Genomic DNA, 23,464 nt, shown 5'->3' on the forward strand with positions numbered 1-23,464 from the left:
GCCTTTCGCGTTTTGCCGTTGCGCGGCTGCAGGTTTTTTACGCTGCAACAGCTCTAGAGTGGGCCTGTGCTGTGCTTGATTTTTTGCAGATTGTTTCGATGTTCCAGCCAGCGTTCCAGGCCATACACCAGCAGCGCGACCAGCAAGGCCAGGGCTACACCAATCAGGCTGTTGAACAGACGCACCTGCGGCAGTTGCCAGTCATGCGCCAGGCTTTCGGCCAGCAACACGAAACACACCGTGGTCTGCAGCACAAACAGGCCGTAATGGTTGGCTTGCAGGGCACGACTAAGGGCGATCAGCGGTAGCAATATGGCGACCATCAGCGCCGGATTCTGCATGCTATGGCCGAGCAGAATCAGCAACCCGGCGGCGCCCAGGCTGGCGACGATTGATTGCACGGCACGCACCAGGCTGCCCTGGAAATCCAGCTGCAAGGTGGTGACCACGGTCAGCGTCAGCCAGTAGCCGCGGTGCAGCTCGGCCAGGTTGACGATCAAGCCGGAGAGGGCGAACGCCAGGGTGCAGCCCAGCGCATGCAGGCGCCACTTCTGTTGTGGCAGGCGTTTGGCGTGACGTTTCAGTACCTTGAAAATGCTAATAAAGCGCGGCATGTACGGCCACATGCGCAGGCCATGCATGCCGCGCAGGCCGAAGGCCAGCAGCATCACCCAAAGCCCGCCGAGGATAAACAGCATGGCGATGGCATAGGGATTGTTCAGCGAGCCCAGGCCTTGCTGGCCTTGGCCCAGGCACAGGCAGATGGCCAAACCGATGCCCAGCTTGCCGGCTTCGCTGCCGAAGCGTTGCAACCAGGCGAGCAGAAAGCCAAACAGGGCGAAGACCAACAAACTGGCATAAGGATGACTGGCCGACCAGAAGCCCAACCCGGCGCTGCAGGCGCCCAGGCCGCAGAGCATCAACATACGCAGCATGCCCAGACGGTGCAGCGGGTTGGCCTGGGCCGCCTGGAATGCACCGGCCGAGGCCCAGAGAAACCCCGGGTGAGCGCTGAACAGCCCGAGCAGCAGCGGCAGCGCGCAGCCGAAGCCGGCAACCATCGCCGGGCCCCAGGCGGGCGGGCCGGCATGCCAGCTGAAGGTTTGTCGCAGTAGGCTATTCATGGCTTATACCGGGCTTGAACGGCCCGTCATCTCGCGGGCCATTTCAGTAGCGTAGCTGTCAGTCATGCCGGCGATAAAATCGATCATGCGCAGGAATGAGCGGTACAGCGGCCAGTTGGGGTCGGGTGCGTTATTGCCGAGCAGGTCGAGGATGCGCCGGTTCTTGAACGACGGTGTGCGTCCGCCATGCTGTTCCAGCGCCGCGCCGCAGAAGGCGTTGAGCAGAATTTCCAGGGTGGTGTAGGCGCCGATCTCATGCAGCGTCTTGCGCTTGTCCTGGAAAATCTTCTGCCGGGCCATGTCCTTGGCGCTCTGCACACAACGCTTGGCGGTGCCGTGCATATGCTCGACCAGATCGCCCTGCAAGGTGCCGGCAAGCAAGGCGTCCTGCTGCTCGACAAAGGCCTCGGCGGCGGCATTGGTCAGGTGTTCGATGGCTTTACCGCGCAGGATCGCCAGCTTGCGCCGCCGGGAGTCGTCCGGGCCGAGCTGACGGTAGGTTTCCGGCAGGTCATCGCCGACCAGGTCGAGCAACAACGCCTCGACTTCGCTGTAATCGAGCAGCTCCATTTCCAGGCCGTCTTCCAGGTCGATCAGGCCGTAGCAGATGTCATCGGCCGCCTCCATCAGATAGACCAGCGGATGACGCGCCCAGCGCTGTTCTTCCAGTTGCGGCAGGCCGAGTTTGCTGGCGATCTGCTCAAGCAGCGGCAGTTCACTCTGGTAGCAGCCGAACTTGTGCTTCTTGTAGCCCAGGGCCTCAGCATGGCGCGCGGTCCAGGGGTACTTGAGGTAGGTGCCGAGGGTCGCGTAAGTCAGCCGGGTGCCGCCATCAAACTGGTGGTATTCCAGCTGGGTGAGTACGCGAAAGCCCTGGGCATTGCCCTCGAAACTGAGAAAGTCGCCACGCTCGGCCGCGCTCATCGAGTCCAGCCAGCCGCGCCCGGCGGCCTGCTGGAACCAGTGGCGGATGGCGTCTTCACCGGAATGGCCAAAGGGTGGGTTGCCGATGTCGTGGGCCAGGCAAGCGGACTGCACCACCATGCCCAGATCACTTGGCTCGCACCAGGCGGGCAGGGCATCGCGGATCATCTCGCCGACGCGCATACCCAGGGAACGGCCGACGCAGCTGACTTCCAGCGAGTGGGTCAGGCGCGTGTGGATATGGTCGTTGCTCGACACGGGGTGCACCTGGGTCTTGCGGCCCAGGCGGCGGAACGCGCCGGAGAAGATGATGCGGTCGTGGTCTTTATGAAACGGGGTACGGCCCAGTTCGGCGACGCTGTGCGTCGGCTTGCCGAGTCGTTCACGGTTGAGCAGGGTTTGCCAATCCAAGGTAGATCCTCGCCGTTACCTGGCTTTTGCCAGCTAGCTTCGGGGTTCTAAGCCGCTGATGCAAGGCGTGCGGCAGGCAGTTGAGCGATTTATACCCTGATCACGGCCGCTCTTTTGCTGTTGTTACCTAAGGCATATAACGCTGGCGCAATTCGGCTTCACGCGCTTCGCGTTGTTGGCCAAGGGCCTGCCAGAAGCGCACGGCTAGCTGCGGGTGGTGTTGGTAGAACGTGTGCGACAGGGGCAGGTGCCAGTCCGCTTGCAACAAGGGCTGCGGCAGCAACTGCAACTGTTCCTGCAGGTGTAGCTGGGCAATCAGCGCCAGACCGATATTGCGTTCGATTACAAAGCCATCCAGGCGGCCGCTGGCTACCAGTTGCAGGGCTTTTTCGGGTTGCAGTGAAACGCTGGCCAGGGCGCCTAGTTCGGCGAGGCGCTGGTGGGTGAGATAACCCAGGGGCGAGCTCAGACCGTACTTGAGGTTGGCGAAACGCTGGCCATCCCAGCTCAGGCGGGTGTCGCGGCGAGTGGCAATCGGGTAGTCGACCTGCCAGAGCCGATACTGCCGCTGTACTGGCTGGCCAGCTTGCGGATCGCGGCCGGGGAACTGGCCCCAGGTGTCGCGTTCTGCCTGCCAGATGGTCGGGAAGATGCCATCCACGTCACCCTTCTGCAGGGCTAGGATGCAGCGTTTCCAGGGTTGGCGTTGCCAGTCGATGGTCAGCCCGGCCTGGGTCGCGGCAGCCTGGATAAGTTCCAGCAGAATACCGGGGCCAGGCGCTTGTGCGTTGTTCGCGGGGAGGGTGAACGGCGGGTGATCCTGCAGCTGGTAGCACAGGCGCAAAACGGATGGCCCCTCGGCCTTGAGCGTCTGGGGCAGCAGTATGAGTACAAGCAGTAAGCTGGAGATGGCCGCTTGCATGATGCTGTGTCGCCGTGGGCGGTGGAACACCCGGCAGCCTCAATGGGCTGCACTCTGCGTTGCATGTCCTTCCTTGATTGTGGCCACGCCAGGGCATTCGTCAATGCCCTGAGATACCCGCGCCAGCCTAGAAACCAGCAGCGTCGATATCGATCAGCAGCAGCCGTTTGCCGTTGTCGATAAATTGCCCGGCGGTCAGGCAGTACTGGTTGGTGGTGGCGTCGCGGTAGGTGCTGGAGAGAATCAGCCGGCGTTCTTCCCAGCCTTCGGCCAGCAGCTGATAGAAGTACGGCCGCCAGGACCAGTTATGCCCGACGTAACGCGCATCGCTGTGCCAGCTATGCTCGCGCCACTCCAGGTTGGCGGTCAGCTGGGTGCCGTGGCGGTCGCATTGGTAGATGCGCAGCAGCCAGGGGTAGGCGTGCGGTTGTGGCAAATGATCGGCTTGCGCGCCGCCTTCGCTCCAGGCCTTGAAGCTGTTCATCAGTTCGCCGAGCTGTTGGCGCAGGGTCATCAGTCGTGCGCGCTCGGCGAGTTTTTGCTGCACGTAGTGGTCGCGTAACTGGGCGAAGCGTTTGACGAAGGCGCTGCTGCTGAAGAAGGTTTCTTCGGGTTTGGCAAACAGGTAGCCCTGCACATAGCGCGCGCCGCACTCCAGGGCAAAATCCAGTTCGGCCTCGGTTTCCACACCTTCGGCAATGATCCAGCAGCCGGTCTTTTCCGCCATCTGTGCCAGGGCCTTGACGATCTCACTGCTCGGGCCGCCACGGGCGGCCTGCTGAAACAGGCGCATGTCGAGCTTGAGGATGTCCGGCTGCAGGGCCAGCACGCGGTCGAGCTGCGAGTAGCCTGCACCGAAGTCGTCGATGGCAATGCGTGCACCGGCTTCGCGATAGCGCTCCACCACGCCCGGCAGGCGCGCGCTGGCGCCGCCCAGTTCGGTGATTTCAAAGACGATGCGCGCTGGGTCGATGCCGCTGCGTTGCAGCTGTTTGAGGCTGGGCAAGGCTTGCTCGGGGCGCAGCCGGCTGATCCAGCGTGGCGAGATATTCAGGCTGAGGAACCAGTCCTGCGGGGCTTCATGAAAGCGCGTCAGGGCTTGTTCGCGCACCTCGCGGTCAAGGCGGCGCAGAGCGGTCGGCGGGGTTTTCGGGTCACTGAACAGCGGGCCTGCCGAGTGCAGTCGACCATCGGCGCTGCGCAGGCGCGCCAATGCCTCGACACCGGCAATACGTCCGGTGGCGGTATCGATAAAAGGTTGGAAAACAGCAAGCGGTTGACCGTTGAACACTGCGCAGTTCCTTAGCCAGGCAAGACGCCCCGGTGGGCGGCGTAGCCAGGTGACTAAGCAAGATCGTGGCCAGCTTAATCCCCTGCGCGGGTATCTTTAGTCGTGTCGGCAAATGGCTCCGGGCGTCGCGGCGGGTTGCGCCGCAGCAGCGGGAAGGCGATCAGCGCGATGCGCAGCCAGCGTCGCCACTGGCCACGGCGGATGCCTATGGTGGCCAACAGCAGTGCGCCGCCGGCGACCCAAAGTGGTGCGTTGCTATTGCCCAATTCCTCACGCCAGTGGTTGCGCCAGTATTGCGCTTGCCGCAGTGGCTGCAGCATGACCAGGGTTTCGTGGCGCAGTTCCTGACGGTGCATTTCCAGACGCATGCGCAGCAAGGTTTTGCGCAGTTCGCGGCGCGAGGCCTTGGCGGTTAGCTCGGGCATATTCATGGCAGCAGTTGCTCACGGTCGCGGGCCAGTTCTTCAAGGCTGGCGCTGAAAGGCGCAGGGGCATTACGTACACGCTGCAACAGCGTGATCAGGGCGCCCAGCAGGGCCAATGCATAGAAGGCGCACAGGGCGCTGATAACCAGCAGGCGGTGTGTCTCCCAGAAGGCAATCAGCAGCGCGGCGGACAACCCGATAACCAGCAGCAGGCCGAACAGCAGGCTCAGGCTGGTGAGTACCAATAGGCCGAGGGTATGGCTTTGCTGTTCTTTGAGCTCTTCGCCAAACAGCGCGATATGGCCCTGCAATAACCCCAGCAAGGCGCTGGCAAATCGCCGTGGCGAACTGCCGCGACTTGGCGGGGTGGGCGGTGTTGCATCCATTAAGGTTTCTCTTTAGCGCCGGGTAATCAGCATGCCCAGCAGCAGGCCAATGGCGGCTGCAATGCCGAGGGTTTGCCACGGGTGAGTCTGCACATAGCCTTCGGTGGCCTCAATAGCCGCCTTGCCGCGTGCATGCAGGGCGTCTTCGGCGTTGTGCAGGGTGCTGCGCGCGCGGCCCAGGCTGCTGCGAATCTGCTCGCGCAGCTCCTCGGCTTGCTCGCCGGCGAGGCTGGCGGAGTGCTGCAACAAGCTTTCGGTGTCGCGTACCAGCGCCTGGAATTCGTCGAGTAACTGATCCGAGCTGGACGATACGGGGGGCTTACGAGCCATGGTGTCTCTCCTTGTGACGGGGCAGTGTAGGGGGTTCGAGTCCCCTGCGGGGCAGTGGTTCCTTTTTTCTTTGGCGCGCGGCGGATGCTGCCGGCTGATCGGCTGGTACAGCGCTTGCATTGCGCTGGTGCGCGCTCTTGCCAATACGCTCCTTTATGGGGCTGCAAGGGTTCTGGCCAGGACGCCGTGGTGCATCAATAACTTATTAATAACTATGGAATAAGTACTTCGATGCAAGGTTTGCTCAGCACCGGCTTGGTGCTGCACAGGCTCTGCTTCGGCAAGGTGGTTCGTGATAAATGCTGCCATATGGTGCGTATTTATTGGTTTGTGATCCTCTTTGGTGCTTTTTCCCCGCGACGGAGTTTTCTTCGCAGATGGAAAACATCAACAGTGCTGTGGAAACCCTGATTCACGGCTCCAATACCCTGTTTATCCTGCTCGGCGCCGTGATGGTGCTGGCCATGCACGCCGGCTTTGCCTTTCTTGAAGTGGGCACGGTGCGGCAGAAGAATCAGGTCAACGCCTTGTCGAAGATCATCTCCGACTTTGCCGTATCGGCCCTGGCCTATTTCTTTGTCGGCTACTGGATCGCTTATGGCGTGACCTTCCTTGAGCCAGCCAGTGTGCTGACTGAAGGTAACGGCTATGCGCTGGTGAAGTTCTTCTTCTTGCTGACCTTTGCCGCGGCCATCCCGGCGATCATTTCCGGTGGCATCGCCGAGCGCGCCAAGTTCGGCCCGCAGCTGTGTGCCACGGTGCTGATCGTGGCCTTTATCTACCCCTTCTTCGAGGGGATGATCTGGAACGGTAACTACGGCGTGCAGGCCTGGCTGGAAGCGCAGTTTGGCGCAGCCTTCCACGACTTCGCCGGCTCGGTGGTGGTGCACGCGATGGGCGGCTGGCTGGCCTTTGGCGCGGTGATCCTGCTGGGGCGTCGTGACGGGCGTTACCGCGATGGCCGCCTGGTGGCCTTTGCCCCGTCGAATATTCCCTTCCTGGCGCTGGGTTCGTGGATTCTGATCATCGGCTGGTTCGGCTTTAACGTGATGAGCGCACAAACCCTGGGCAGCGTCAGCGGCCTGGTGGCGGTTAACACTCTGATGGCGATGGTCGGCGGCACAGTGGCGGCCTTGCTTGTTGGCCGCAATGACCCAGGCTTCCTGCACAACGGCCCGCTGGCTGGCCTGGTGGCGGTGTGTGCCGGTTCCGACCTGATGCATCCGGTCGGTGCGCTGGTCACTGGTGCGATTGCCGGTGCGCTGTTTGTTTGGGCATTTACCGCAACCCAGGTGAAATGGAAGATCGACGACGTGCTCGGCGTTTGGCCGCTGCACGGTCTGTGCGGCGTGTGGGGCGGGATTGCCTGCGGCATCTTCGGCCAAGAGGCGCTGGGCGGTCTGGGCGGCGTTAGCCTGGCCAGCCAGTTTGTCGGCACTGCGCTGGGCGTGGTGGTGGCCTTGCTTGGTGGTGTGCTGGTGTACGGTGTGCTGAAAGCTACCGTGGGTATCCGCCTGAGCCAGGAGGAGGAGTACTACGGTGCCGACCTCTCGGTACACAAGATTGGCGCCGTCAGCCAGGATTGATGGCTACGTGCTAATGCAAAAGGCCCGGACAGTGTCCGGGCCTTTTTATTGCAGCCGCTTAAGTGTGAGGCTTAGAACAGCGGCAAGGTGTAGCTGACAATCAGGCGGTTCTCGTCGAGGTCGCCGCCGGTTGCTGCGGCGTTGCTGCGCACCATCGCATTCCGCCAGCGGAATGCCAGGTTCTTGAAGGTGCCTTCCTGAATGGTGTAGCTGACATCGAAGTCGCGTTCCCATTCCTTGCCATCACGGCCACCAGCGCCATCGAAGCCATCGCCGGTGACGTAACGTACAAAGGCATTCAGGCCGGGTACGCCGTAGGTGGCGAAGTTGATGTCATAGCGTGCCTGCCAGGATTTCTCGTCTGCACGAGTGAAATCAAGGATTTGCAGGTAGTTGGCAATTGCAGGATCGCTCTCCGCTATGAACGGGAAGGGGTTGTCGCCGCTACTGTTCTGATAGCCCAGGCGAAAGGTATGGGCACCAATGCCGGCGGAAAGCATCAATGAGGTGAGATTATTATCAATCTTGCCTGCCAAGTTGCGACCGTTCTCCGATGAGTCGAAGTAAGCTAGGTTCGCGCCCAGTTTCCAGTCACCGATGGGTTGAATGTGGATCAGGTTGTACATCTTTTGATCGTAAACATCCTGCAGCTCGCCATACCACAGGCCAGCGGTGGTGTTACCAGCATTGAATTGGTAGGTGCCGCCGCCGAAGTTATAACGGTCGCTTGCACGTGGTGCGGCAGCAGATGTGTAGTTGCTGGCTCGGATATCAGCGCGATCAGTGGAGTCTCGCTCGTTCACCTGGCGTAACTGACCTGCATTGAGGGTCAGCCCGGCTAACTCCTGGGATGTGATAGTGCCCCCTTCGAATACCTGAGGTAGCAGGCGCGAATCACCGGAGGAAATGATTGGCAGCTTAGGCATCACCCCGCCCACCTTGAGCACTGTGTTGGAAAGTTTGGCTTTCACCGCTGCAGTGGCTTCGCTATAACTCCCCGGACCTTCATTGCCAAAGGTGCTGGGTAGCAGTGCTGTCCCCGCGCGGTCGTCGTCAGAACTGAGTTTCAAACCTAGCCCGGCGTAAGCATCCAGACCGAAACCCACGGTGCCTTCGGTAAAGCCCGACTCGGCTTTTAGGATAAAGCCTTGGGCCCATTCTTCGCGTTTGGATTGCTGCGCTGCGGTGCTGTTACGCAGGTCGCGGTTCATATAGAAATTGCGTAGCTCAAGGGTGGCTTTGCTGTCCTTGATAAACTCTGCCTGGGCCAGCGATGGCAGGGTGAGGCAGGTGCCCAGTGTGGCGAGTGCCACAGCGCGGGCGAGGGGAGATTGAGTCATTATTGTTAGCTCCTCGTGTGTGCGGGTCGGCTTGTGGCCGATCTGTTACAGCGAGGCGCAATAAAGCATGGGGGCTTATGCTTGGCTTTTAGACTTTGGTCTGCTCGGGCAAGGTCTGTGCCGGCTCGGCGTGCAGCGGTTGCTGCCGCAATCGCTCTAGCATGCATCGCGCACCGTTGATCGGGTTATCCCGAATCAGGCTAAAGTTTCATCCCACACGGCCGCCAACCAGTCAGATACACCGCCTAGGTACTTTGCCATGAACCCCCTGGCCTCAAATTTATCCTCCGCTTCACGTCCAACTTCCGTTACCGCTCAGCCGGTTGTACGCAATGCTGCTGATGCGCAGGCGACGCTGGCCAACCGCCTGGCTGAACGCCTTGGGCTGGAGCCGGGTGCGTTGGCTGGTAAGGCCAATGACTACACCCCGGAGAAAGTTGCCGGGCGCATCCTCAGCTTTATCGAGCAGCGCCTGCAAAGCGAGCAAGCCGCCGGTGCCGATACCGGCAAGCTGCAAAAACTTCTCGACCAGGCCCGCAGCGGCGTGGAAAAGGGCTTTGCCGAAGCGCGTAAGATTCTCGATGGTATGGGCGTTTTGCAAGGCAAGGTGGCGAGCGATATCGACGACACCTACCAGAAGATTCAGGACGGTTTCAGCGACCTGAACAAGCGCTTTAATCCTGACGCGGCGCTGGTTGAGGGCTCGACCAAGATCGCTGCCTACAGCGAACGCTTTGCCGCCAAAGCCGAAACCTTTGAAATGGAAGTGACCACCCGTGATGGTGATCGCTTGCGTATTTCCATTGCCCAGGCTTCGGCCAACTGGTCGCAGAGCGGCGTTGTCGCCAGCAGCAACGGCAATGGCAGCTCGGTGGTTGCCAGTAGTCAGTCCGGCAGTTTGCAGATTGGCGCCTGGCAGGTCAGCGTCGAAGGCGAGCTGGATGATAAAGAGCGCGCCGCACTGGAAAAACTCTTCGGTCAGGTGCAGGAACTGTCCAACAAGTTCTATGCCGGCGATCTATCCGGCGCCTTCGACCGGGCTATGGCGTTGGAAATGGATGGCGAGCAGTTGGCGTCGATGTCTCTGCGCCTCACTCAAACCACCGTGCGCCAGGCAACCGATGCCTACAGCGCCGTGGCGCAAGATGGCGGTCAGGCTGCCAGCGCGGTCAACAGCTCGTTGATCGACTACGCCCAGGGCCTGCTCGAAGCACTGCGCAGCGCCAATCAGGTGGTTGAAGAAGGCACAGGCAAAACCAGCCTGCTGGATCTGCTCAAAGGCGGCTTCTCGCTGGATGAGCGTTTTGACAGCGGTCGCCTGGACAAGGCCGAGCAGCTCAACAGCCGCTTGCTCGATGGCCTGCAGAACCTGCTCAACCCCGCTCTAGACAGCAGCAAGTCCACGGACGCCTGAGCCCGGGGCAGTGCTAAACTGCACCTCCAGTAGTCAGTGGAGGTGCGCAGATGCTCCCGGAATGTCAATTATTCGGTACGCTCGGCTGCCACCTATGCGAGGTGGCCGAAGCGTTGCTGATGCCTTTTGTCGAGCACGGCCTGCTGGTCGAACTGGTCGATATTGCCGAGCATGAACACTGGGTCGAGGACTATGGTCTGCGCATTCCGGTGCTGCGCCGCAGCGATACCGGAGCCGAGTTGAACTGGCCATTCGAAGCCGAACAGATTGTCGAATTTCTGCGTAGCGCCTGATGCTCGATGGGCGCGCGGCGGTCAATGATTTAGTGAAGGAAGAAGATCAATGAGCATGGTGCTTGGAGACGCCTTGTCGCTGCTGCTGTTTCGTTTGCACAGCGGTCGCTTGTTGGGGATCAACCTGCTCAAGGTTCAGGAAATCATTCCCTGCCCGGCGCTGACCAAACTACCCAGTCGCCATCCCCATGTGCGTGGCGTCGCCACTCTGCGCGGTTCGGCGCTGACGGTGATCGACCTGGCCAAGGCCATCGGCGAGCAGGGCGTGCCTGGCAACAACGACGGCTGCCTGATCGTCACCGAACTCAGCCGCTCGCGCCAAGGCCTGCATGTACAAAGCGTGGAGCGCATCGTGCAGTGCTACACCCGTGATGTCCGTCCGCCACCGGCAGGTTCCGGCAGCAAAGCCTTTATCACCGGAGTGACACAGATCGACGGCAAGATCGTGCAGATTCTCGATATCGAAAAAGTCTTGCACGAACTCGCGCCGATGATTGTCGAGGTGCTGGATGAGCAGCTACTCTCAGAGCGCGAGCGCGCGCTGCTCAGGGGCCGTCGCGTGCTGGTGGTGGATGATTCCCACGTCGCGTTGCACCAGACCATGATTACCTTGCGCAAGCTGGAGTTGGATTGTCAGATGGTACGCAGCGCCGCCGACGCGCTTGAATTGCTGCAGAAGCAATTTGATGCCGGCGAGCCCATCGAAGTGCTGGTGTCGGATATCGAAATGCCGGAAATGGACGGCTACGACCTGGTTCGCACGCTGCGCAAGAAGCCGGATATCGGGCAGATCTACGTGCTGCTGCACACCTCGCTCGACAGCACCATGAACACCGAAAAAGCCAAGGCAGTGGGTGCCAATGATGTGCTGACCAAGTTCTCCACCATAGACCTGAGCAAGGCCTTGGTGCACGCATTCGAAAGCTTGCAATAGCCTTTCTCACAGCCATAAAAAAGCCCGCAATTAAGCGGGCTTTTTTATGTGATCTGGTCGGAGAGACAGGATTCGAACCTGCGACCTTCTCGTCCCGAACGAGACGCGCTACCAAGCTGCGCTACACTCCGAATGGGTCAAGATTTTACTGAGAAAGTATTGCCGCACAAGGGTTTAGCTTTTAATTTTTTCTATTAGCCAAGCGCTTTGAATGTATCGCTCAGAGCCCAGGCGCCAGGCAAAAAAGTACCTGGCACGCCTGGGTCACTTTCTTACAGCTCTTTGACGGTACGCACTTGATCCTTGTTGACCTTGGCGCGTTTTCCATCGAGTTGTTCGAACTCGTAGAAGCCCGAATCCTCGTCAAAATTCGGCTCGTCGATAGTCTGAATTTCGCGGCCATCATTGAGGGTGATTACCGTTGGCGACGCGCAACCAGTCAGCGCGACCAGGCCTAAAGTAAGCAGCAATGCTGGAATAATCCGCTGAGACATGGGTTTCTCCTTGATTGGATAGAGGTTTTTACCCTGCTTGTGACGAAACTTTGCCGGTCAAGTTCCCTTGCCGGTGTTTATCCGCGTGTCGTCAGCAAGTCGGGCGTGTTGAAGTTGGCCAGGCGAGGGTCACCGAGTGTGCACTCCACTGTCAATGGATTAAGGCTGCGCAACCAGCGTTGCGGGCTGCGTTCGCCGGCTTGCCAGGCCTGCTCCAGGTCAGCATGCAGTGCACGGGGAATAACGCTGAACAGCGGTTCGAGAAACTCGCCCTGACGCACCACGACTGCGCGCTCACCGGCCAGGTTCAGTAGCGCCTCCAGCAGTGGTCTGTCGAGTTGCGGGGCATCACATGGCAGGATTAATACACTCGCCTGGCGTGCGGCGCGCAGGCCGGCGCGAATGCCCGCCAGCGGGCCTTGGAAGTCCGCCTCGTCATCACTTACCAAGCGATCTGCGAAGGGCGCATAGCGCTCGGCGTTGCGGTTGCAGGAGATAAGCAGGTCGTCGGTTAGCGGTCGCGCCAGCTCGTGCAGCCAGGCAATCAGCGGGCGGCCTTGCCAGTCGAGAAGACCCTTGTCAGCGCCGCCCATACGCTGCCCACGGCCGCCAGCAAGCAGCAAAACAGAACAGCGGGGCAGGGTGGTGGGAGCGGGCATGCGCAGTCTCCGAAAGCGGGCCTGTGATATAACGGCGGGCATTATCGCCCATAACTGGAAGCCTGCCATGAACCACAAGGCCGAGGCACATTTCGTGCCCTTGAATATCGCGGTGTTGACCGTCAGCGACACTCGCAGCCTGGAAACCGATACCTCCGGTCAGCTGTTTGTCGACCGCCTGCAGGCCGCCGGTCACCAGCTTGCCGCCCGGGTTTTGCTCAAGGACGATCTGTACAAAATTCGCGCCCAGGTCGCCACCTGGATTGCCGAGGATCAGGTGCAGGTGGTGCTGATTACCGGTGGTACCGGCTTCACCGGCCGCGATAGCACACCGGAAGCGGTGAGCTGTCTGCTGGATAAACAGGTGGACGGTTTCGGTGAGCTGTTCCGGCAGATTTCCGTGCCGGATATCGGTACCTCGACCATTCAATCCCGCGCCCTGGCAGGGTTCTCCAATGGCACCCTGGTGTGCTGCCTGCCGGGTTCGACCAATGCCTGCCGCACCGCCTGGGATGGCATCCTCGGCGAGCAGTTGGATAACCGTCATCGCCCGTGCAATTTCGTTCCGCATCTGAAATCGGTGGCTGCCTGCGAGAGCCGTGGATGAGCTGCTGTGACAAGCCGGGATTGATGCCCGTTGAGGCGGCGCTGGCGCGCTTGCTGGCGCAGGCCGAGGCCAGTGCGATTGTTGAATGCGAGCGGGTCAAGCTGAGCGACGCCGCTGGCCGGGTATTGGCTGAGCCGTTGCTTGCCGAGCTTGATCTGCCGCCTTGGGACAACAGCGCCATGGATGGCTACGCCTTGCGCTTGGCCGATTGGAATGGCGAGCCTCTGGTTGTCAGCCAACGTATCCAGGCCGGCAGCGCGCCTGCGCCTTTGCAGGCAGGCACCTGCGCGCGGATCTTTACCGGCGCGCCTCTGCCAGCCGGCGCCGATACCGTGGAAATGCAGGAAAACGCCGTGCTCGGCGAGGATGGCCGCGTTGGCTTTAGCGAGCCGCTGAAGCTTGGGCAGAACGTGCGCGCCCAGGGCCAGGAAACCCGTATTGGCGATAGCGTTCTACCCGCCGGCACGCGTCTAGGCCCGATTGAACTGGGCCTGGCGGCGTCCCTGGGTTGCGCCGAATTGACGGTGCGTCGTCGGCCGCGCGTGGCCGTTTTATCGACTGGTGATGAGTTGGTCGAGCCGGGCCAACCGCTGGGCCCTGGGCAGATCTACAACAGCAACCGCCGTTTACTGATCGCCTGGCTGCAGCGTCTGGGCTGTGAGGTAGTGGACGGCGGCATTCTGCTCGATGACCTGGAACTGACCCGCGCGGCGCTGGGCGCATTGAGCGACGTCGATCTTATCCTCTCCACTGGCGGGGTGTCGGTGGGCGAGGCGGACTTCCTGGGTATGGCCCTGCGCGAAGAGGGCGAGCTGGCGCTGTGGAAGTTGGCGATCAAGCCGGGAAAACCGCTGACCTGCGGGCAGTTCCGTGGCGTACCAGTAATCGGCCTGCCGGGCAATCCGGCCTCGACCCTGGTGACCTTTGGCCTGCTGGCCCGGCCTTATCTGTTGCGCCGTCTAGGTGTGCAGCGGGTTGAGCCGTTGGGCTTTCCGATGCCGGCGGGCTTCACCTGGAGCAAGCCGGGCAATCGCCGTGAATACCTGCGCGCGCGTATCGAAAATGGTCAGGTGGTGCCTTACCCGAACCAGAGTTCCGGTGTGCTGCGCAGCGCCGCCTGGGCCGAGGGTTTTGCTGAAGTCTTGGAAAACACCACGCTGGCCGAAGGCGATAGCCTGAGGTTTATTCCGCTTAGCGAGATTCTTGGGTAGGACCTGGCTGGCTTTATGGTGGATGAAAACAGCGTCATCCACCCTACGTTTGGAGTGAGTAGGGTGGATGGCGCTTCACCCATCCACCAAGGGGGTCAGCTATTGCGCCGGCTTTCGCGAAATTCCCCAGGCGTCTGTCCGGTCCAGCTCTTGAAACTGCGGTGGAACGAGCGCGATTCGGTAAAACCCAGGTAGCTGGCGATGTCCTGAATCGCCAGGTCGCTGCGCAGCAGGTAGTGCTCGGCCAGCTCCTGGCGCAGTTCATCGAGAATCTGTTGGTAGCTGGTGCCTGCCAGTTGCAGATGACGCTGCAGGGTGCGCACCGTCATATTGAATTTCTCCGCCACCCGCTCCTTGCGCGGCAAACCATCCTTGAGCAGCAGGCGCAGGGCGTTCTTCACCCGTTGCGGCAGCGGCTCGTTGTCGTCCAGCCCGGCCATCAGGGTCAGGGCGTGTTCTTCTAGGGTGCGCAGCAGGTTGGCGTCGGCCTGGCGCAGCGACACGGCGAGGTACTCCAGCGGCACGATCAGCGCATTGCAGCTCTGTTCGAAGCGGATCGGGCAGCCGAAGATGGCTTCATATTCGCCAAGATCGACGCCCTCAGGTAGGGCATGCTCGAACCACACCTCCCGCGGCGAGCTGTCCGAATCGGAGATCCAGCGTGCATACAGCAGCCAGGAGGCCAGCACGTTTTCCACCATATGCCGGCGGATCGGTTCGGCCTGATGGCGACAGGTCCAGATCAAGCGAACGTGGTCGCTGCCCGCTTCGACCCGGCTGACGCCCATATCGCCCACCAGTTTTTCGTAAGGCACGATGCGGCTCATGGCCTCACCGAGTGTCGCGCAGTTCATGGTGATATAGCCCAGCACGCTCCACGAGCCGGGCTGTACAAAGCGCGCGCAGTGCAGGCCGAACAGCGGGTCATTGGACACACGTAGCAGGTGCGCAAGTAGGCGCTCATGGGTTTCGCTGGGGATGCGCTTGCTGTTGTCGGCCAGGTCCTCGGCCTTGATGCCGGCCGCCGTCAGCGCCTGATCGATATCCAGACCCAGCTGCTCGGCATGGCGCAGGTATTTGAGCAGGGAGGGGACTGAGGTGTAGCCGAGGTTGTCGGTCATCTTCTTATTCTGAATGTCTTGATTGGCGATAGCGCCTGGCCCGATTCGACAGTGACGCTCCTGGGCGGCCAGCTAGTATAGGCAGCCATCGAGGGTGACTGAAATATCCGGGAGACACAGATGCGACGTTGGAATGGCTGGGGTGATGAAGCAACAGTGGTGGAACTGCCGGCCCATGGCGAGGCTTTTCTCGCCGAACTGGTCGGCCCTGGCCAGTTGCTTGCCGATGCCAGCCTGGAGCAGGTGCTGGCCCAGGTGCCGGCTTCGCGTCTGCAGGCTCATCCGCTGATCTGCCTAAATGCCGAGGACCGCGTGCGCCATGCCCGTGGCCAGAGCCTGCCGGATTGGCTGGCGATGCGTTCTGGCGATTTTGGCGTGTTTCCCGATGGTGTGGCTTATCCGGAGAGCGCCGCGCAGATCCGCGAGTTGCTGGCCTGGGCCAGCCAGCAAGATCTGATCGTGATCCCCTATGGCGGCGGCACCTCGGTGGCCGGGCATATCAACCCGCAAGCCGGCAACAAACCGGTGCTGACCCTGTCGCTTGAGCGTATGGGCAAGCTGATCGAGATCGATCACGACAGCCTGATCGCCACCTTCGGCCCCGGCGCCAACGGTCCGCAGGTGGAAAGCCAGTTGCGCGCGCAGGGCTACACCCTCGGCCATTTCCCTCAGTCCTGGGAGCTGTCGACTCTCGGCGGCTGGGTCGCCAGCCGCTCCAGTGGCCAGCAGTCGCTGCGTTACGGGCGCATTGAGCAGCTGTTTGCTGGCGGCAAGGTCGAGACCTTTGCCGGCACCCTGGACATTCCGACTTTCCCGGCCTCTGCTGCCGGTCCCGATCTGCGTGAAATTCTGATGGGTTCGGAAGGACGCTTCGGCATCATTTCCGAGGTCAAGGTGCGTATCACCCGCCTGGCCGAGCAGGAGCATTTCTATGCGGTGTTCCTGCCCAGCTGGCAGCAGGCGCTGAGCGCCATTCGCAGCCTGGCCCAGGCGCGGGTGCCGCTGTCGATGCTGCGTCTGTCCAACGCCATCGAAAGCAAAACCCAGCTGGCCCTGGCCGGCCATCCGCAGCAGATCGCCTGGCTGGAGAAGTACCTGGCCCTGCGCGGCGCCCGTGAGGGTAAGTGCATGCTGACCTTCGGCGTCACCGGCAGCCGCACGCAGAATGCCGCGTCGCTAAAGCAGGCGAAGAAGCTGCTGAAGAGCTTTGACGGCGTATTTACCGGCACCCTGCTGGGTAAGAAGTGGGCGGAGAACCGCTTCCGTTTCCCTTATCTGCGCCACGGATTGTGGGCCGCCGGTTATGCGGTGGACACCCTGGAAACCGCCACCGACTGGAGCAACGTCGACAGCTTGCTGAACAAGGTCGAAACCAGCCTGCGCAACGGCCTGAGCGAGGAGGGCGAGCAGGTGCATGTGTTTACCCACCTGTCCCACGTCTACAACGAAGGCTCAAGCATCTACACCACCTATGTGTTCCGCCCTGGCAATAGCTACGCCGAGGCCATGGCGCGCTGGCAGAAGCTCAAGCACGCCGCCAGCCTGACCATCGCCGAGAACCGCGGCACCATCAGCCATCAGCACGGAGTGGGCCGCGATCACGCGCCTTACCTGCCGGTGGAGAAGGGCGAGCTGGGCATGGCCACGCTTAAGGCGTTGGCCGGGCATTTCGACCCTGAGCAGCGCCTGGCCCCTGGCGTGCTGATTCAGGATTGATGATGAACAACTGGAACGCCGCCTGGCGCGAGCAGGCCTTGCCCGAGCTGGCCGCGCGCGACTGGGATTTGATCGTGGTCGGCGGCGGTATCAGCGGTGCCGGGATTCTGCGTGAAGCAGCGCGGCGTGGCTGGAAATGCCTGCTGCTGGAGCAGCGCGACTTCGCCTGGGGTACTTCCAGCCGCTCCTCGAAGATGGTGCATGGCGGGCTGCGTTATATCGCCAAGGGCCAGTTTGCTCTGACCCGGGATTCGGTACGCGAGCGCCAGCGCTTGCTGCAGGAAGCGCCGGGGCTGGTCGACCCCTTGAGTTTTCTTATGGCGCATTACCAGGGTGGCTTTCCCGGCCCGCGAGTTTTCGGTGGGCTGCTGGCGGTGTATGACGCCTTGGCCGGCAAGCGCAACCATCTGTACTACCCCTTGCAGCAGCTGCGCTACCTGGCTCCGGGCCTGAAGGAAGATGGCCTGCTCGGTGGCACACGGTTTTTCGATGCGGTGACCGACGATGCGCGGCTGGTGCAGCGCGTACTGGGCGAGGCCCGTGCCGAAGGCGGCGAAGCGCTGAATGGCATACGTGTAGTCGAGTTGCTGCGCGAGGATGGGCGGGTCACCGGCCTGCTTGCCGAAGATGTTGAAAGCGGCCTGCAGTATCGCTTCAAGACTCGCGCCGTGGCCCAGGCCACCGGTGCCTGGGCTGATCAGTTGCGCCGGAAAACCGGTCTGGAGCATATCCGCCCGCTGCGTGGCAGCCACCTGTTGCTGTCAGCCTGGCGTTTGCCGGTGGCCCATGCGTTCAGCTTTATGCACGTGGCGGACAAGCGTCCGGTGTTTGTCTTCCCCTGGGAAGGCGCGACGGTAATCGGCACCACCGATCTGGATCACCCGGCGCCATTGGCTGAGGAAGCGCGAATCAGCCCAGATGAAGTGGAGTATCTGCTGGCCGCCTGCACTCAGCAGTTTCCTGCGGCGCAGATCAAGGCGGCGGATGTGCTGTCGACCTGGGCCGGGGTGCGCCCGGTGGTTACGGATGGCAGTGAAGGGCGCAAACCTTCGGATGAGAAACGCGAGCATGCACTCTGGATTGAGCCCGGCTGCGTGACCTTGGCCGGCGGCAAACTCACCACCTTCCGCCTGCTGGCGCTGGAGGTGTTGCAGGCCTGTGCGCCGATGGTCGGGCGTACTGTGGATGATCAGGGCGCGGCGACCTTTGCTCCCGTACCCACTCAGCCCATGCCGCTCTTGAGTCCGGCCCAGCAGAAGCGCCTGATTGGCCGTTATGGCCGGGCGCTGCCGCAGCTGCTGGCGCTGCTTGAGGAATTGGGTGTCGAGCAGGTAGCGGGCACGGACACCCTGTGGGCCGAACTGGCCTGGGCGGCCGAGCAGGAGCTGGTGCTGCACCTGGATGATCTGCTGCTGCGCCGCACCCGTTTGGGTCTATTGCTGGCCCATGGCGCTGCTGCCGAGCTGCCGAATGTGCGTGCGCTGTGTCAGACCCGCCTGGGTTGGAGTGATGCGCGCTGGCAGCAGGAACAAACGGATTATTTGGCGTTGTGGCAGCGCTGCTACAGCCTGCCAAAAAATGCCTGATGGGTAGCCCGGATGCAATCCGGGTGCGGCCTCCCGGATTACATCCGGGCTACGTTGTGTATTTACAGAAAGGGTTGTGCCTTGAGCGATAAAAACTACCTGCTGGCCATCGACAACGGCACCCAGAGTATCCGGGCGCTGCTGTTTGATCTTCAGGGCAACCTGCTCGGCAAGGGCAAGGTGGAGCTTGAGGCCTACTACTCCAGGCAGCCCGGCTGGGCTGAGCAGGACCCCGAGTATTACTGGGCGAGCCTCGGTGAGGCCTGTGCGCAGCTGTGGCAGCAGGTGGATATCGACCGCAGCAAAATCCGTGGCGTGTCACTGACTACCCAGCGCGGCACCCTGATCAATGTGGATCAGCAGGGCCAACCGCTGCGCCCGGCCATGCTCTGGCTCGATCAGCGCCAGGCCAAGGTCGAAGGGCGGATAACCGGGCCCTGGGGCTGGCTGTTCAAACTCGCGGGCTTGCAGGCCACGGTGGATTACTTTCGCGCTCAGGCCGAGGTCAATTGGATCGCCCAGAACCAGCCGGAAATCTGGGCCAATACGCACAAGGTGCTGCTGCTCTCGGGTTTTCTTACTCACCGGCTGTGCGGAAAGTTTGTCGATTCGCTGACCAGCTGTGTGGCCTACCTGCCGTTCGACTACAAGCGCCTGCAGTGGGCCAAACCTGGCGACTGGAAGTGGCAGGCCATGCCGGTGCGTCGCGAGCAGTTACCGGAGTTGTGCAAACCGGGTGAGCTGCTCGGCCATATCAGCGCGGCGGCCAGCCGCCATACCGGGATTCCCGAAGGCCTGCCGCTGATTGCCGCTGGTGCCGACAAGGCCTGTGAGGTACTTGGTGCCGGCGGTGTCGAGGCGAGCACGGCCTGTCTGTCCTATGGCACTACGGCGACCATCAACACCACGCGCAGCACGTACCTGGAAACCATTCCGCTGATTCCGCCATACCCGTCGGCGATTCCCGATCACTTCAACACCGAGGTGATGATCTATCGCGGCTTCTGGATGGTCAGCTGGTTCAAGCAGGAGTTCGGCCTGCGTGAGATGCAGCGGGCCAAGGAGCTGGGCGTCGAGCCCGAGGCGCTGTTCGATGAGCTGGTCAACAGTGTGCCGGCCGGTTCCATGGGCCTGATGCTGCAACCCTACTGGTCGCCGGGCATTCGTGAGCCGGGGCTGGAGGCCAAGGGTTCGATCATCGGGTTTGGCGACGTGCACACCCGTGCGCACATCTACCGGGCGATTCTTGAAGGCTTGGCTTATGCCCTGCGCCAGGGCAAGGAGAAGATCGAGAAGCGTTCGGGCACGAAAATTACCCGCCTGCGCGTTTCCGGTGGCGGTTCGCAGAGCGATGCGGCGATGCAGCTGACGGCTGATATCTTCGGTCTGCCTGCCGAGCGTCCGCACCTGTATGAAACCAGTGGCCTGGGCGCGGCGATCAACTGCGCCGTGGGCTTGGGGTTGCATGCGGATTACCCGACAGCGATCAAAGCCATGACCCGGGTCGGTGACGTGTTCACGCCCAATCCTGAGGCGCAGCGCACCTATCAGCAGTTGTACACGCAGGTTTATCAGCGCATGTACAAACAACTCAAGCCGCTGTATCAGACCATTCGTAAAATCACCGGCTACCCGGCTTGAAAGGCTGATCAAGAGCCGGTTAGCGATCTCGCGAGCTAGAGCCCTGCAAGGCAAAAACAGGCGAGGAAGCGGAGTGTACTGTTGTACATGAGCATTCCAAGCCTGTTTTTAACGCAGCAGGGCCGACGCGCAGCAGATCGCAGGCAGGCGCTTAGGCCACATCCACCAGGATGATTTCGCTATCTTCGATAGCCGTCACCCGGATTACCTCGACATCGCTAACCGCGACACCATCGCGGGCTTGGGCGTTGACGCCGTTGACCTCAATGCTGCCGCTGGCGGCCACCAGATAAGCCTTGCGCGCAGCACCAATCGGATACTCGGTGCTCTGCCCGGCTTGCAGGGTGGCGGCGGCCATCCGTGCATTGGTGCGGATCGACAGGGCGTCCTGGTCTTCGGCAAAGCCGCTGGCCAGGGTGACGAAGGTGCCGGCGCGCTCACCTTTAGGGAACGGCTTGGCGCCCCAGGACGGCGGCAGGCCCGACTGGTTGGGCTGAATCCAGATCTGGAAAATCTTGGTGGTGGTGTCTTCCAGGTTGTATTCGCTGTGGGCAATCCCGGTTCCGGCGCTCATTACCTGCACATCACCGGCTTCGGTACGACCGTGGTTACCCAGGTTGTCCTTGTGGGTGATGGCCCCTTGGCGTACATAGGTGATGATTTCCATATCGCGGTGCGGGTGGGTTGGAAAGCCCGTGTGCGGCGCGATCTCATCATCGTTCCAGACCCGCAGCGGGCCCCAGCTCATGCGCGCCGGGTCATAGTACTCAGCAAAGGAAAAGTGATGACGGGCATTCAGCCAGCCATGATGGGCACCGCCGAGCTCGGCGAAGGGGCGTACTTCGATCATCTGCGTATCCTCATTGAGGAACACCGGCTTTCAGCAGCGGTGTTCAGTGGCGATGAACAGATGATCCAATAAATCAATGCGATTAAAAATGCGTAAATATTGAGCCTAATAATCTACTTATTTGATGTTTATATGCGCGTCTTATAGACGAGCGCAACCTCAAGCCGTGTCGCTGAGTCTTTACCTAGAGCGTGAAAAGGATGCCGGGAATGCAAGAACGTAGAGCGCTGCTGATTCTGCATGGCAAGCAAGCCCTCAATGCCGAGGTGCGTGCTGCCGTGCAGGCGCGCCGTGAAGAGGGCTGGCAACTGGATGTGCGGGTTACCTGGGAAGGCGGCGATGCGCAGCGTCTGGTCAATGAAGCGCTGCTGGCCGGTTACCCGACCCTGATTGCCGGCGGTGGCGATGGCACCCTGCGCGAAGTGGCCGAAGCCATGGCGCTGGCCAAAACCCAGGCCAGCCTGGCGCTGTTGCCACTGGGTACGGCCAATGATTTTGCCCGTGCCGCTGGCGTGCCGCTTGAGCCTTTGGCTGCGTTGGCCTTGTTGGATATGCCGGCGCAGCCAATTGATCTGGGCGAAGTCGACGGTCAAGTGTTTCTCAATATGGCCACTGGCGGTTTTGGTTCCAACGTCACCGCCAACACGCCGGAAGACCTCAAGCGCGTGCTCGGCGGCGCGGCTTACTTTCTGACCGGGCTGAGCCGTTTTGCCGAAGTGCAGTCGTCGTTCGGCCGCTTTACCGGGCCGGATTTTCAATGGGAAGGCGAGTTTCTTGCCCTCGGCATCGGCAATGGTCGTCAGGCCGGCGGCGGGCATGTGCTGTGCCCGCAGGCGCGGGTCAACGATGGTTTGCTGGATATCTGCATCGTGCCGGCGGCGGCCGATGTGGTCGGCACCCTGGGTACGTTGCTGTCTGGTGGTATCAACGGTTTGCAGAGCGTGGCCCTGAGCGCGCGGCTGCCTTGGCTGGAGGTCGAGGCACCGCAAGGCCTGGATCTCAATCTGGATGGTGAGCCGATGGAAAGTCGCAAACTGCGTTTTGCGGCAATGCCGAACGCGCTGCGCGTGCATTTGCCGGAAAATTCGCCGTTGCTGGTGGAGTAAGCCAAACGGTTCCTGCTGCCTGGCTGGTCTAGCCGCTGCGCTTGTCGCATGATGGCGCTGCGCCATCTGCCTTCAGATGCGCGGCAGATGGCCGATACACCAGGGCATGGCTATTTGAGCTAGGCTAGATCGATAAGTGAACAGGAGCGCATGATGGCCGGCATTCTCGACTCAGTGAACCAACGCACCCAACTGGTGGGTGAGAACCGCCTGGAAATTCTCATGTTCCGCCTGACGGGGCGGCAGCTGTTTGCGATCAACGTATTCAAGGTGCAGGAAGTCCTGCAGATGCCCAAGCTGACCCTGATGCCGCAGCGGCACCGGTTTGTCTGTGGCGTGGTCAATCTGCGCGGGCAAACGCTGCCGGTGATCGACCTGTCCCAGGCCATCGGCATGCGCCCCATCGTGCCGGATGAGCGCAGCACCATCATCGTCACCGAGTACAACCGTTCGGTGCAGGCCTTTCTGGTCGGTGGGGTCGAGCGCATCCTCAACCTCAACTGGGAGTCCATCCTGCCGCCGCCCGGTGGCGCCGGACGCCAGCATTACCTGACCGCCATCACCAAGGTTGAAGACCAGATCGTCGAAGTCATCGACGTGGAAAAGGTGTTGGCGGAAATCAGCCCGATGAGCACCAAAGTCTCCCCGGAAAAGCTCGCCGATCCGCTGTTGGAATACGCCAAGGGCCGCGAAGTGCTGCTGGTGGACGATTCCAACGTGGCCATGAGTCAGCTCAAGGGCACCATGGCGCAACTGGATATTCGTTGCCACGCCGCCAGTGATGGCCTGCGCGCGCTGAACCTGCTGAAAAGCTGGGCCGACGCCGGGGTTGATGTGCACGAGAAACTGCTGATGGTGATCACCGATGCGGAAATGCCGGAGATGTACGGCTACCGCCTGACCACCGAAATCCGCAACGACTCACGCCTCAAGGACTTGTATGTGGTGCTGCACACCTCGCTGTCCGGCAGCTTCAACGAAGCCATGGTGAAGAAGGTCGGTTGCGACAACTTCCTCTCCAAGTTCCAGCCGGACAAACTGGTGGATGTGGTGCACGAGCGCTTGGCGCTGATCCACCCGCAGGAGTAGCGCT

At 61.4% G+C, this 23,464-nt stretch carries 23 protein-coding genes and 1 tRNA gene; 11 read left to right on the plus strand and 13 right to left on the minus strand.

Features of this window, described 5'->3' with window-relative positions; genetic code table 11:
* Positions 1–53: 53 nt before the first annotated feature.
* From Q8O69_RS11835 to Q8O69_RS11865, 7 genes are all read right to left on the minus strand, one after another.
* Positions 54–1,124, minus strand: a complete 1,071-nt coding sequence (locus Q8O69_RS11835; RefSeq protein ID WP_305592346.1) for an FUSC family protein — start codon at positions 1,122–1,124, stop codon at positions 54–56.
* Positions 1,125–1,127: 3 nt separating this feature from the next.
* Entirely contained in the window at positions 1,128–2,459 is a 1,332-nt protein-coding gene (locus tag Q8O69_RS11840) for a deoxyguanosinetriphosphate triphosphohydrolase (RefSeq protein WP_275961379.1), read from the minus strand.
* Between the two features lie 127 nt (positions 2,460–2,586).
* On the minus strand, positions 2,587–3,381 hold the full coding sequence (locus Q8O69_RS11845) for an ABC transporter substrate-binding protein (RefSeq protein WP_305592348.1): 795 nt from the start codon (positions 3,379–3,381) through the stop codon (positions 2,587–2,589).
* Positions 3,382–3,508: 127 nt separating this feature from the next.
* Positions 3,509–4,672: an EAL domain-containing protein gene (locus tag Q8O69_RS11850; protein ID WP_305592350.1), complete on the minus strand. Its 1,164-nt coding sequence runs from the start codon at positions 4,670–4,672 to the stop codon at positions 3,509–3,511.
* 74 nt (positions 4,673–4,746) lie between these two features.
* Positions 4,747–5,103 (minus strand): hypothetical protein, encoded by a 357-nt coding sequence (locus Q8O69_RS11855; protein WP_305592352.1) that lies wholly within the window; start codon positions 5,101–5,103, stop codon positions 4,747–4,749.
* On the minus strand, positions 5,100–5,483 hold the full coding sequence (locus Q8O69_RS11860; protein WP_305592354.1) for a phage holin family protein: 384 nt from the start codon (positions 5,481–5,483) through the stop codon (positions 5,100–5,102). The genes Q8O69_RS11855 and Q8O69_RS11860 overlap by 4 nt, the downstream gene beginning before the upstream one ends.
* A gap of 12 nt (positions 5,484–5,495) precedes the next feature.
* Entirely contained in the window at positions 5,496–5,813 is a 318-nt protein-coding gene (locus Q8O69_RS11865; RefSeq protein WP_305592355.1) for a YqjD family protein, read from the minus strand.
* 377 nt (positions 5,814–6,190) lie between these two features.
* Here Q8O69_RS11865 and Q8O69_RS11870 point away from each other — a divergent pair, with 377 nt between their 5' ends.
* Positions 6,191–7,399 carry an ammonium transporter gene (locus Q8O69_RS11870; RefSeq protein WP_305592357.1) on the plus strand — a complete coding sequence of 403 codons (1,209 nt, stop codon included), beginning with the start codon at positions 6,191–6,193 and terminating at the stop codon, positions 7,397–7,399.
* A gap of 71 nt (positions 7,400–7,470) precedes the next feature.
* On the opposite strand, the gene Q8O69_RS11875 is transcribed toward Q8O69_RS11870, so the two are convergent.
* On the minus strand, positions 7,471–8,739 hold the full coding sequence (locus Q8O69_RS11875) for an OprD family porin (protein ID WP_305592359.1): 1,269 nt from the start codon (positions 8,737–8,739) through the stop codon (positions 7,471–7,473).
* 259 nt (positions 8,740–8,998) lie between these two features.
* Between Q8O69_RS11875 and Q8O69_RS11880 the strand changes: the two genes are divergently transcribed.
* Genes Q8O69_RS11880 through Q8O69_RS11890 form a run of 3 tightly spaced genes read left to right on the plus strand, consistent with a single transcriptional unit; the run spans position 8,999 to position 11,380 of the window.
* A complete protein-coding gene (locus Q8O69_RS11880; protein WP_305592361.1) occupies positions 8,999–10,153 on the plus strand; it encodes a DUF5610 domain-containing protein in 1,155 nt (384 codons plus the stop codon).
* A 50-nt stretch (positions 10,154–10,203) separates the two neighbouring features.
* Positions 10,204–10,446, plus strand: a complete 243-nt coding sequence (locus Q8O69_RS11885) for a glutaredoxin family protein (RefSeq protein WP_305592363.1) — start codon at positions 10,204–10,206, stop codon at positions 10,444–10,446.
* A 49-nt stretch (positions 10,447–10,495) separates the two neighbouring features.
* The gene (locus tag Q8O69_RS11890; protein WP_305592365.1) at positions 10,496–11,380 is read left to right on the plus strand and encodes a chemotaxis protein CheV; all 885 of its coding nucleotides are present in this window, start codon (positions 10,496–10,498) and stop codon (positions 11,378–11,380) included.
* A 54-nt stretch (positions 11,381–11,434) separates the two neighbouring features.
* Here Q8O69_RS11890 and Q8O69_RS11895 read toward each other — a convergent pair.
* The 3 genes from Q8O69_RS11895 to mobA form a co-directional block, all read right to left on the minus strand.
* Positions 11,435–11,511 (minus strand) — tRNA-Pro (locus Q8O69_RS11895).
* Positions 11,512–11,652: 141 nt separating this feature from the next.
* A complete protein-coding gene (locus Q8O69_RS11900) occupies positions 11,653–11,874 on the minus strand; it encodes a YgdI/YgdR family lipoprotein (RefSeq protein ID WP_160015517.1) in 222 nt (73 codons plus the stop codon).
* Positions 11,875–11,951: 77 nt separating this feature from the next.
* Positions 11,952–12,533, minus strand: coding sequence for a molybdenum cofactor guanylyltransferase MobA (gene mobA / locus Q8O69_RS11905; protein ID WP_305592367.1), 582 nt, complete (start codon positions 12,531–12,533; stop codon positions 11,952–11,954).
* 67 nt (positions 12,534–12,600) lie between these two features.
* Between mobA and moaB the strand changes: the two genes are divergently transcribed.
* Complete coding sequence (gene moaB / locus Q8O69_RS11910; protein WP_305592368.1) at positions 12,601–13,140, plus strand: molybdenum cofactor biosynthesis protein B; 540 nt, start codon at positions 12,601–12,603, stop codon at positions 13,138–13,140.
* On the plus strand, positions 13,137–14,351 hold the full coding sequence (gene glp / locus Q8O69_RS11915) for a gephyrin-like molybdotransferase Glp (protein ID WP_305592369.1): 1,215 nt from the start codon (positions 13,137–13,139) through the stop codon (positions 14,349–14,351). Before moaB ends, glp begins: the two co-directional genes overlap by 4 nt.
* 95 nt (positions 14,352–14,446) lie before the next feature.
* Here glp and Q8O69_RS11920 read toward each other — a convergent pair whose 3' ends face one another.
* Positions 14,447–15,472 (minus strand): AraC family transcriptional regulator, encoded by a 1,026-nt coding sequence (locus tag Q8O69_RS11920; RefSeq protein WP_305592371.1) that lies wholly within the window; start codon positions 15,470–15,472, stop codon positions 14,447–14,449.
* 120 nt (positions 15,473–15,592) lie between these two features.
* On the opposite strand from Q8O69_RS11920, the gene Q8O69_RS11925 reads away from it, so the two are divergent.
* The 3 genes from Q8O69_RS11925 to Q8O69_RS11935 all read left to right on the plus strand — a co-directional run bounded on the left by Q8O69_RS11925 (position 15,593) and on the right by Q8O69_RS11935 (position 20,415).
* Positions 15,593–17,188 (plus strand): FAD-binding oxidoreductase, encoded by a 1,596-nt coding sequence (locus tag Q8O69_RS11925; RefSeq protein ID WP_305592373.1) that lies wholly within the window; start codon positions 15,593–15,595, stop codon positions 17,186–17,188.
* Between the two features lie 2 nt (positions 17,189–17,190).
* Positions 17,191–18,774 (plus strand): glycerol-3-phosphate dehydrogenase/oxidase, encoded by a 1,584-nt coding sequence (locus Q8O69_RS11930; RefSeq protein WP_305592375.1) that lies wholly within the window; start codon positions 17,191–17,193, stop codon positions 18,772–18,774.
* Between the two features lie 81 nt (positions 18,775–18,855).
* Positions 18,856–20,415 carry an FGGY-family carbohydrate kinase gene (locus Q8O69_RS11935; RefSeq protein WP_305592377.1) on the plus strand — a complete coding sequence of 520 codons (1,560 nt, stop codon included), beginning with the start codon at positions 18,856–18,858 and terminating at the stop codon, positions 20,413–20,415.
* Positions 20,416–20,566: 151 nt separating this feature from the next.
* On the opposite strand, the gene Q8O69_RS11940 is transcribed toward Q8O69_RS11935, so the two are convergent.
* Positions 20,567–21,265: a pirin family protein gene (locus tag Q8O69_RS11940; RefSeq protein ID WP_305592379.1), complete on the minus strand. Its 699-nt coding sequence runs from the start codon at positions 21,263–21,265 to the stop codon at positions 20,567–20,569.
* A gap of 209 nt (positions 21,266–21,474) precedes the next feature.
* Here Q8O69_RS11940 and yegS point away from each other — a divergent pair, with 209 nt between their 5' ends.
* Positions 21,475–22,371 carry a lipid kinase YegS gene (gene yegS / locus Q8O69_RS11945; protein ID WP_305592381.1) on the plus strand — a complete coding sequence of 299 codons (897 nt, stop codon included), beginning with the start codon at positions 21,475–21,477 and terminating at the stop codon, positions 22,369–22,371.
* Between the two features lie 153 nt (positions 22,372–22,524).
* Positions 22,525–23,460, plus strand: a complete 936-nt coding sequence (locus tag Q8O69_RS11950) for a chemotaxis protein (RefSeq protein ID WP_305592383.1) — start codon at positions 22,525–22,527, stop codon at positions 23,458–23,460.
* Positions 23,461–23,464 lie beyond the last annotated feature (4 nt).

It is taken from the genome of Pseudomonas sp. (assembly GCF_030690725.1).
In the GTDB taxonomy this organism is placed as follows: domain Bacteria; phylum Pseudomonadota; class Gammaproteobacteria; order Pseudomonadales; family Pseudomonadaceae; genus Aquipseudomonas.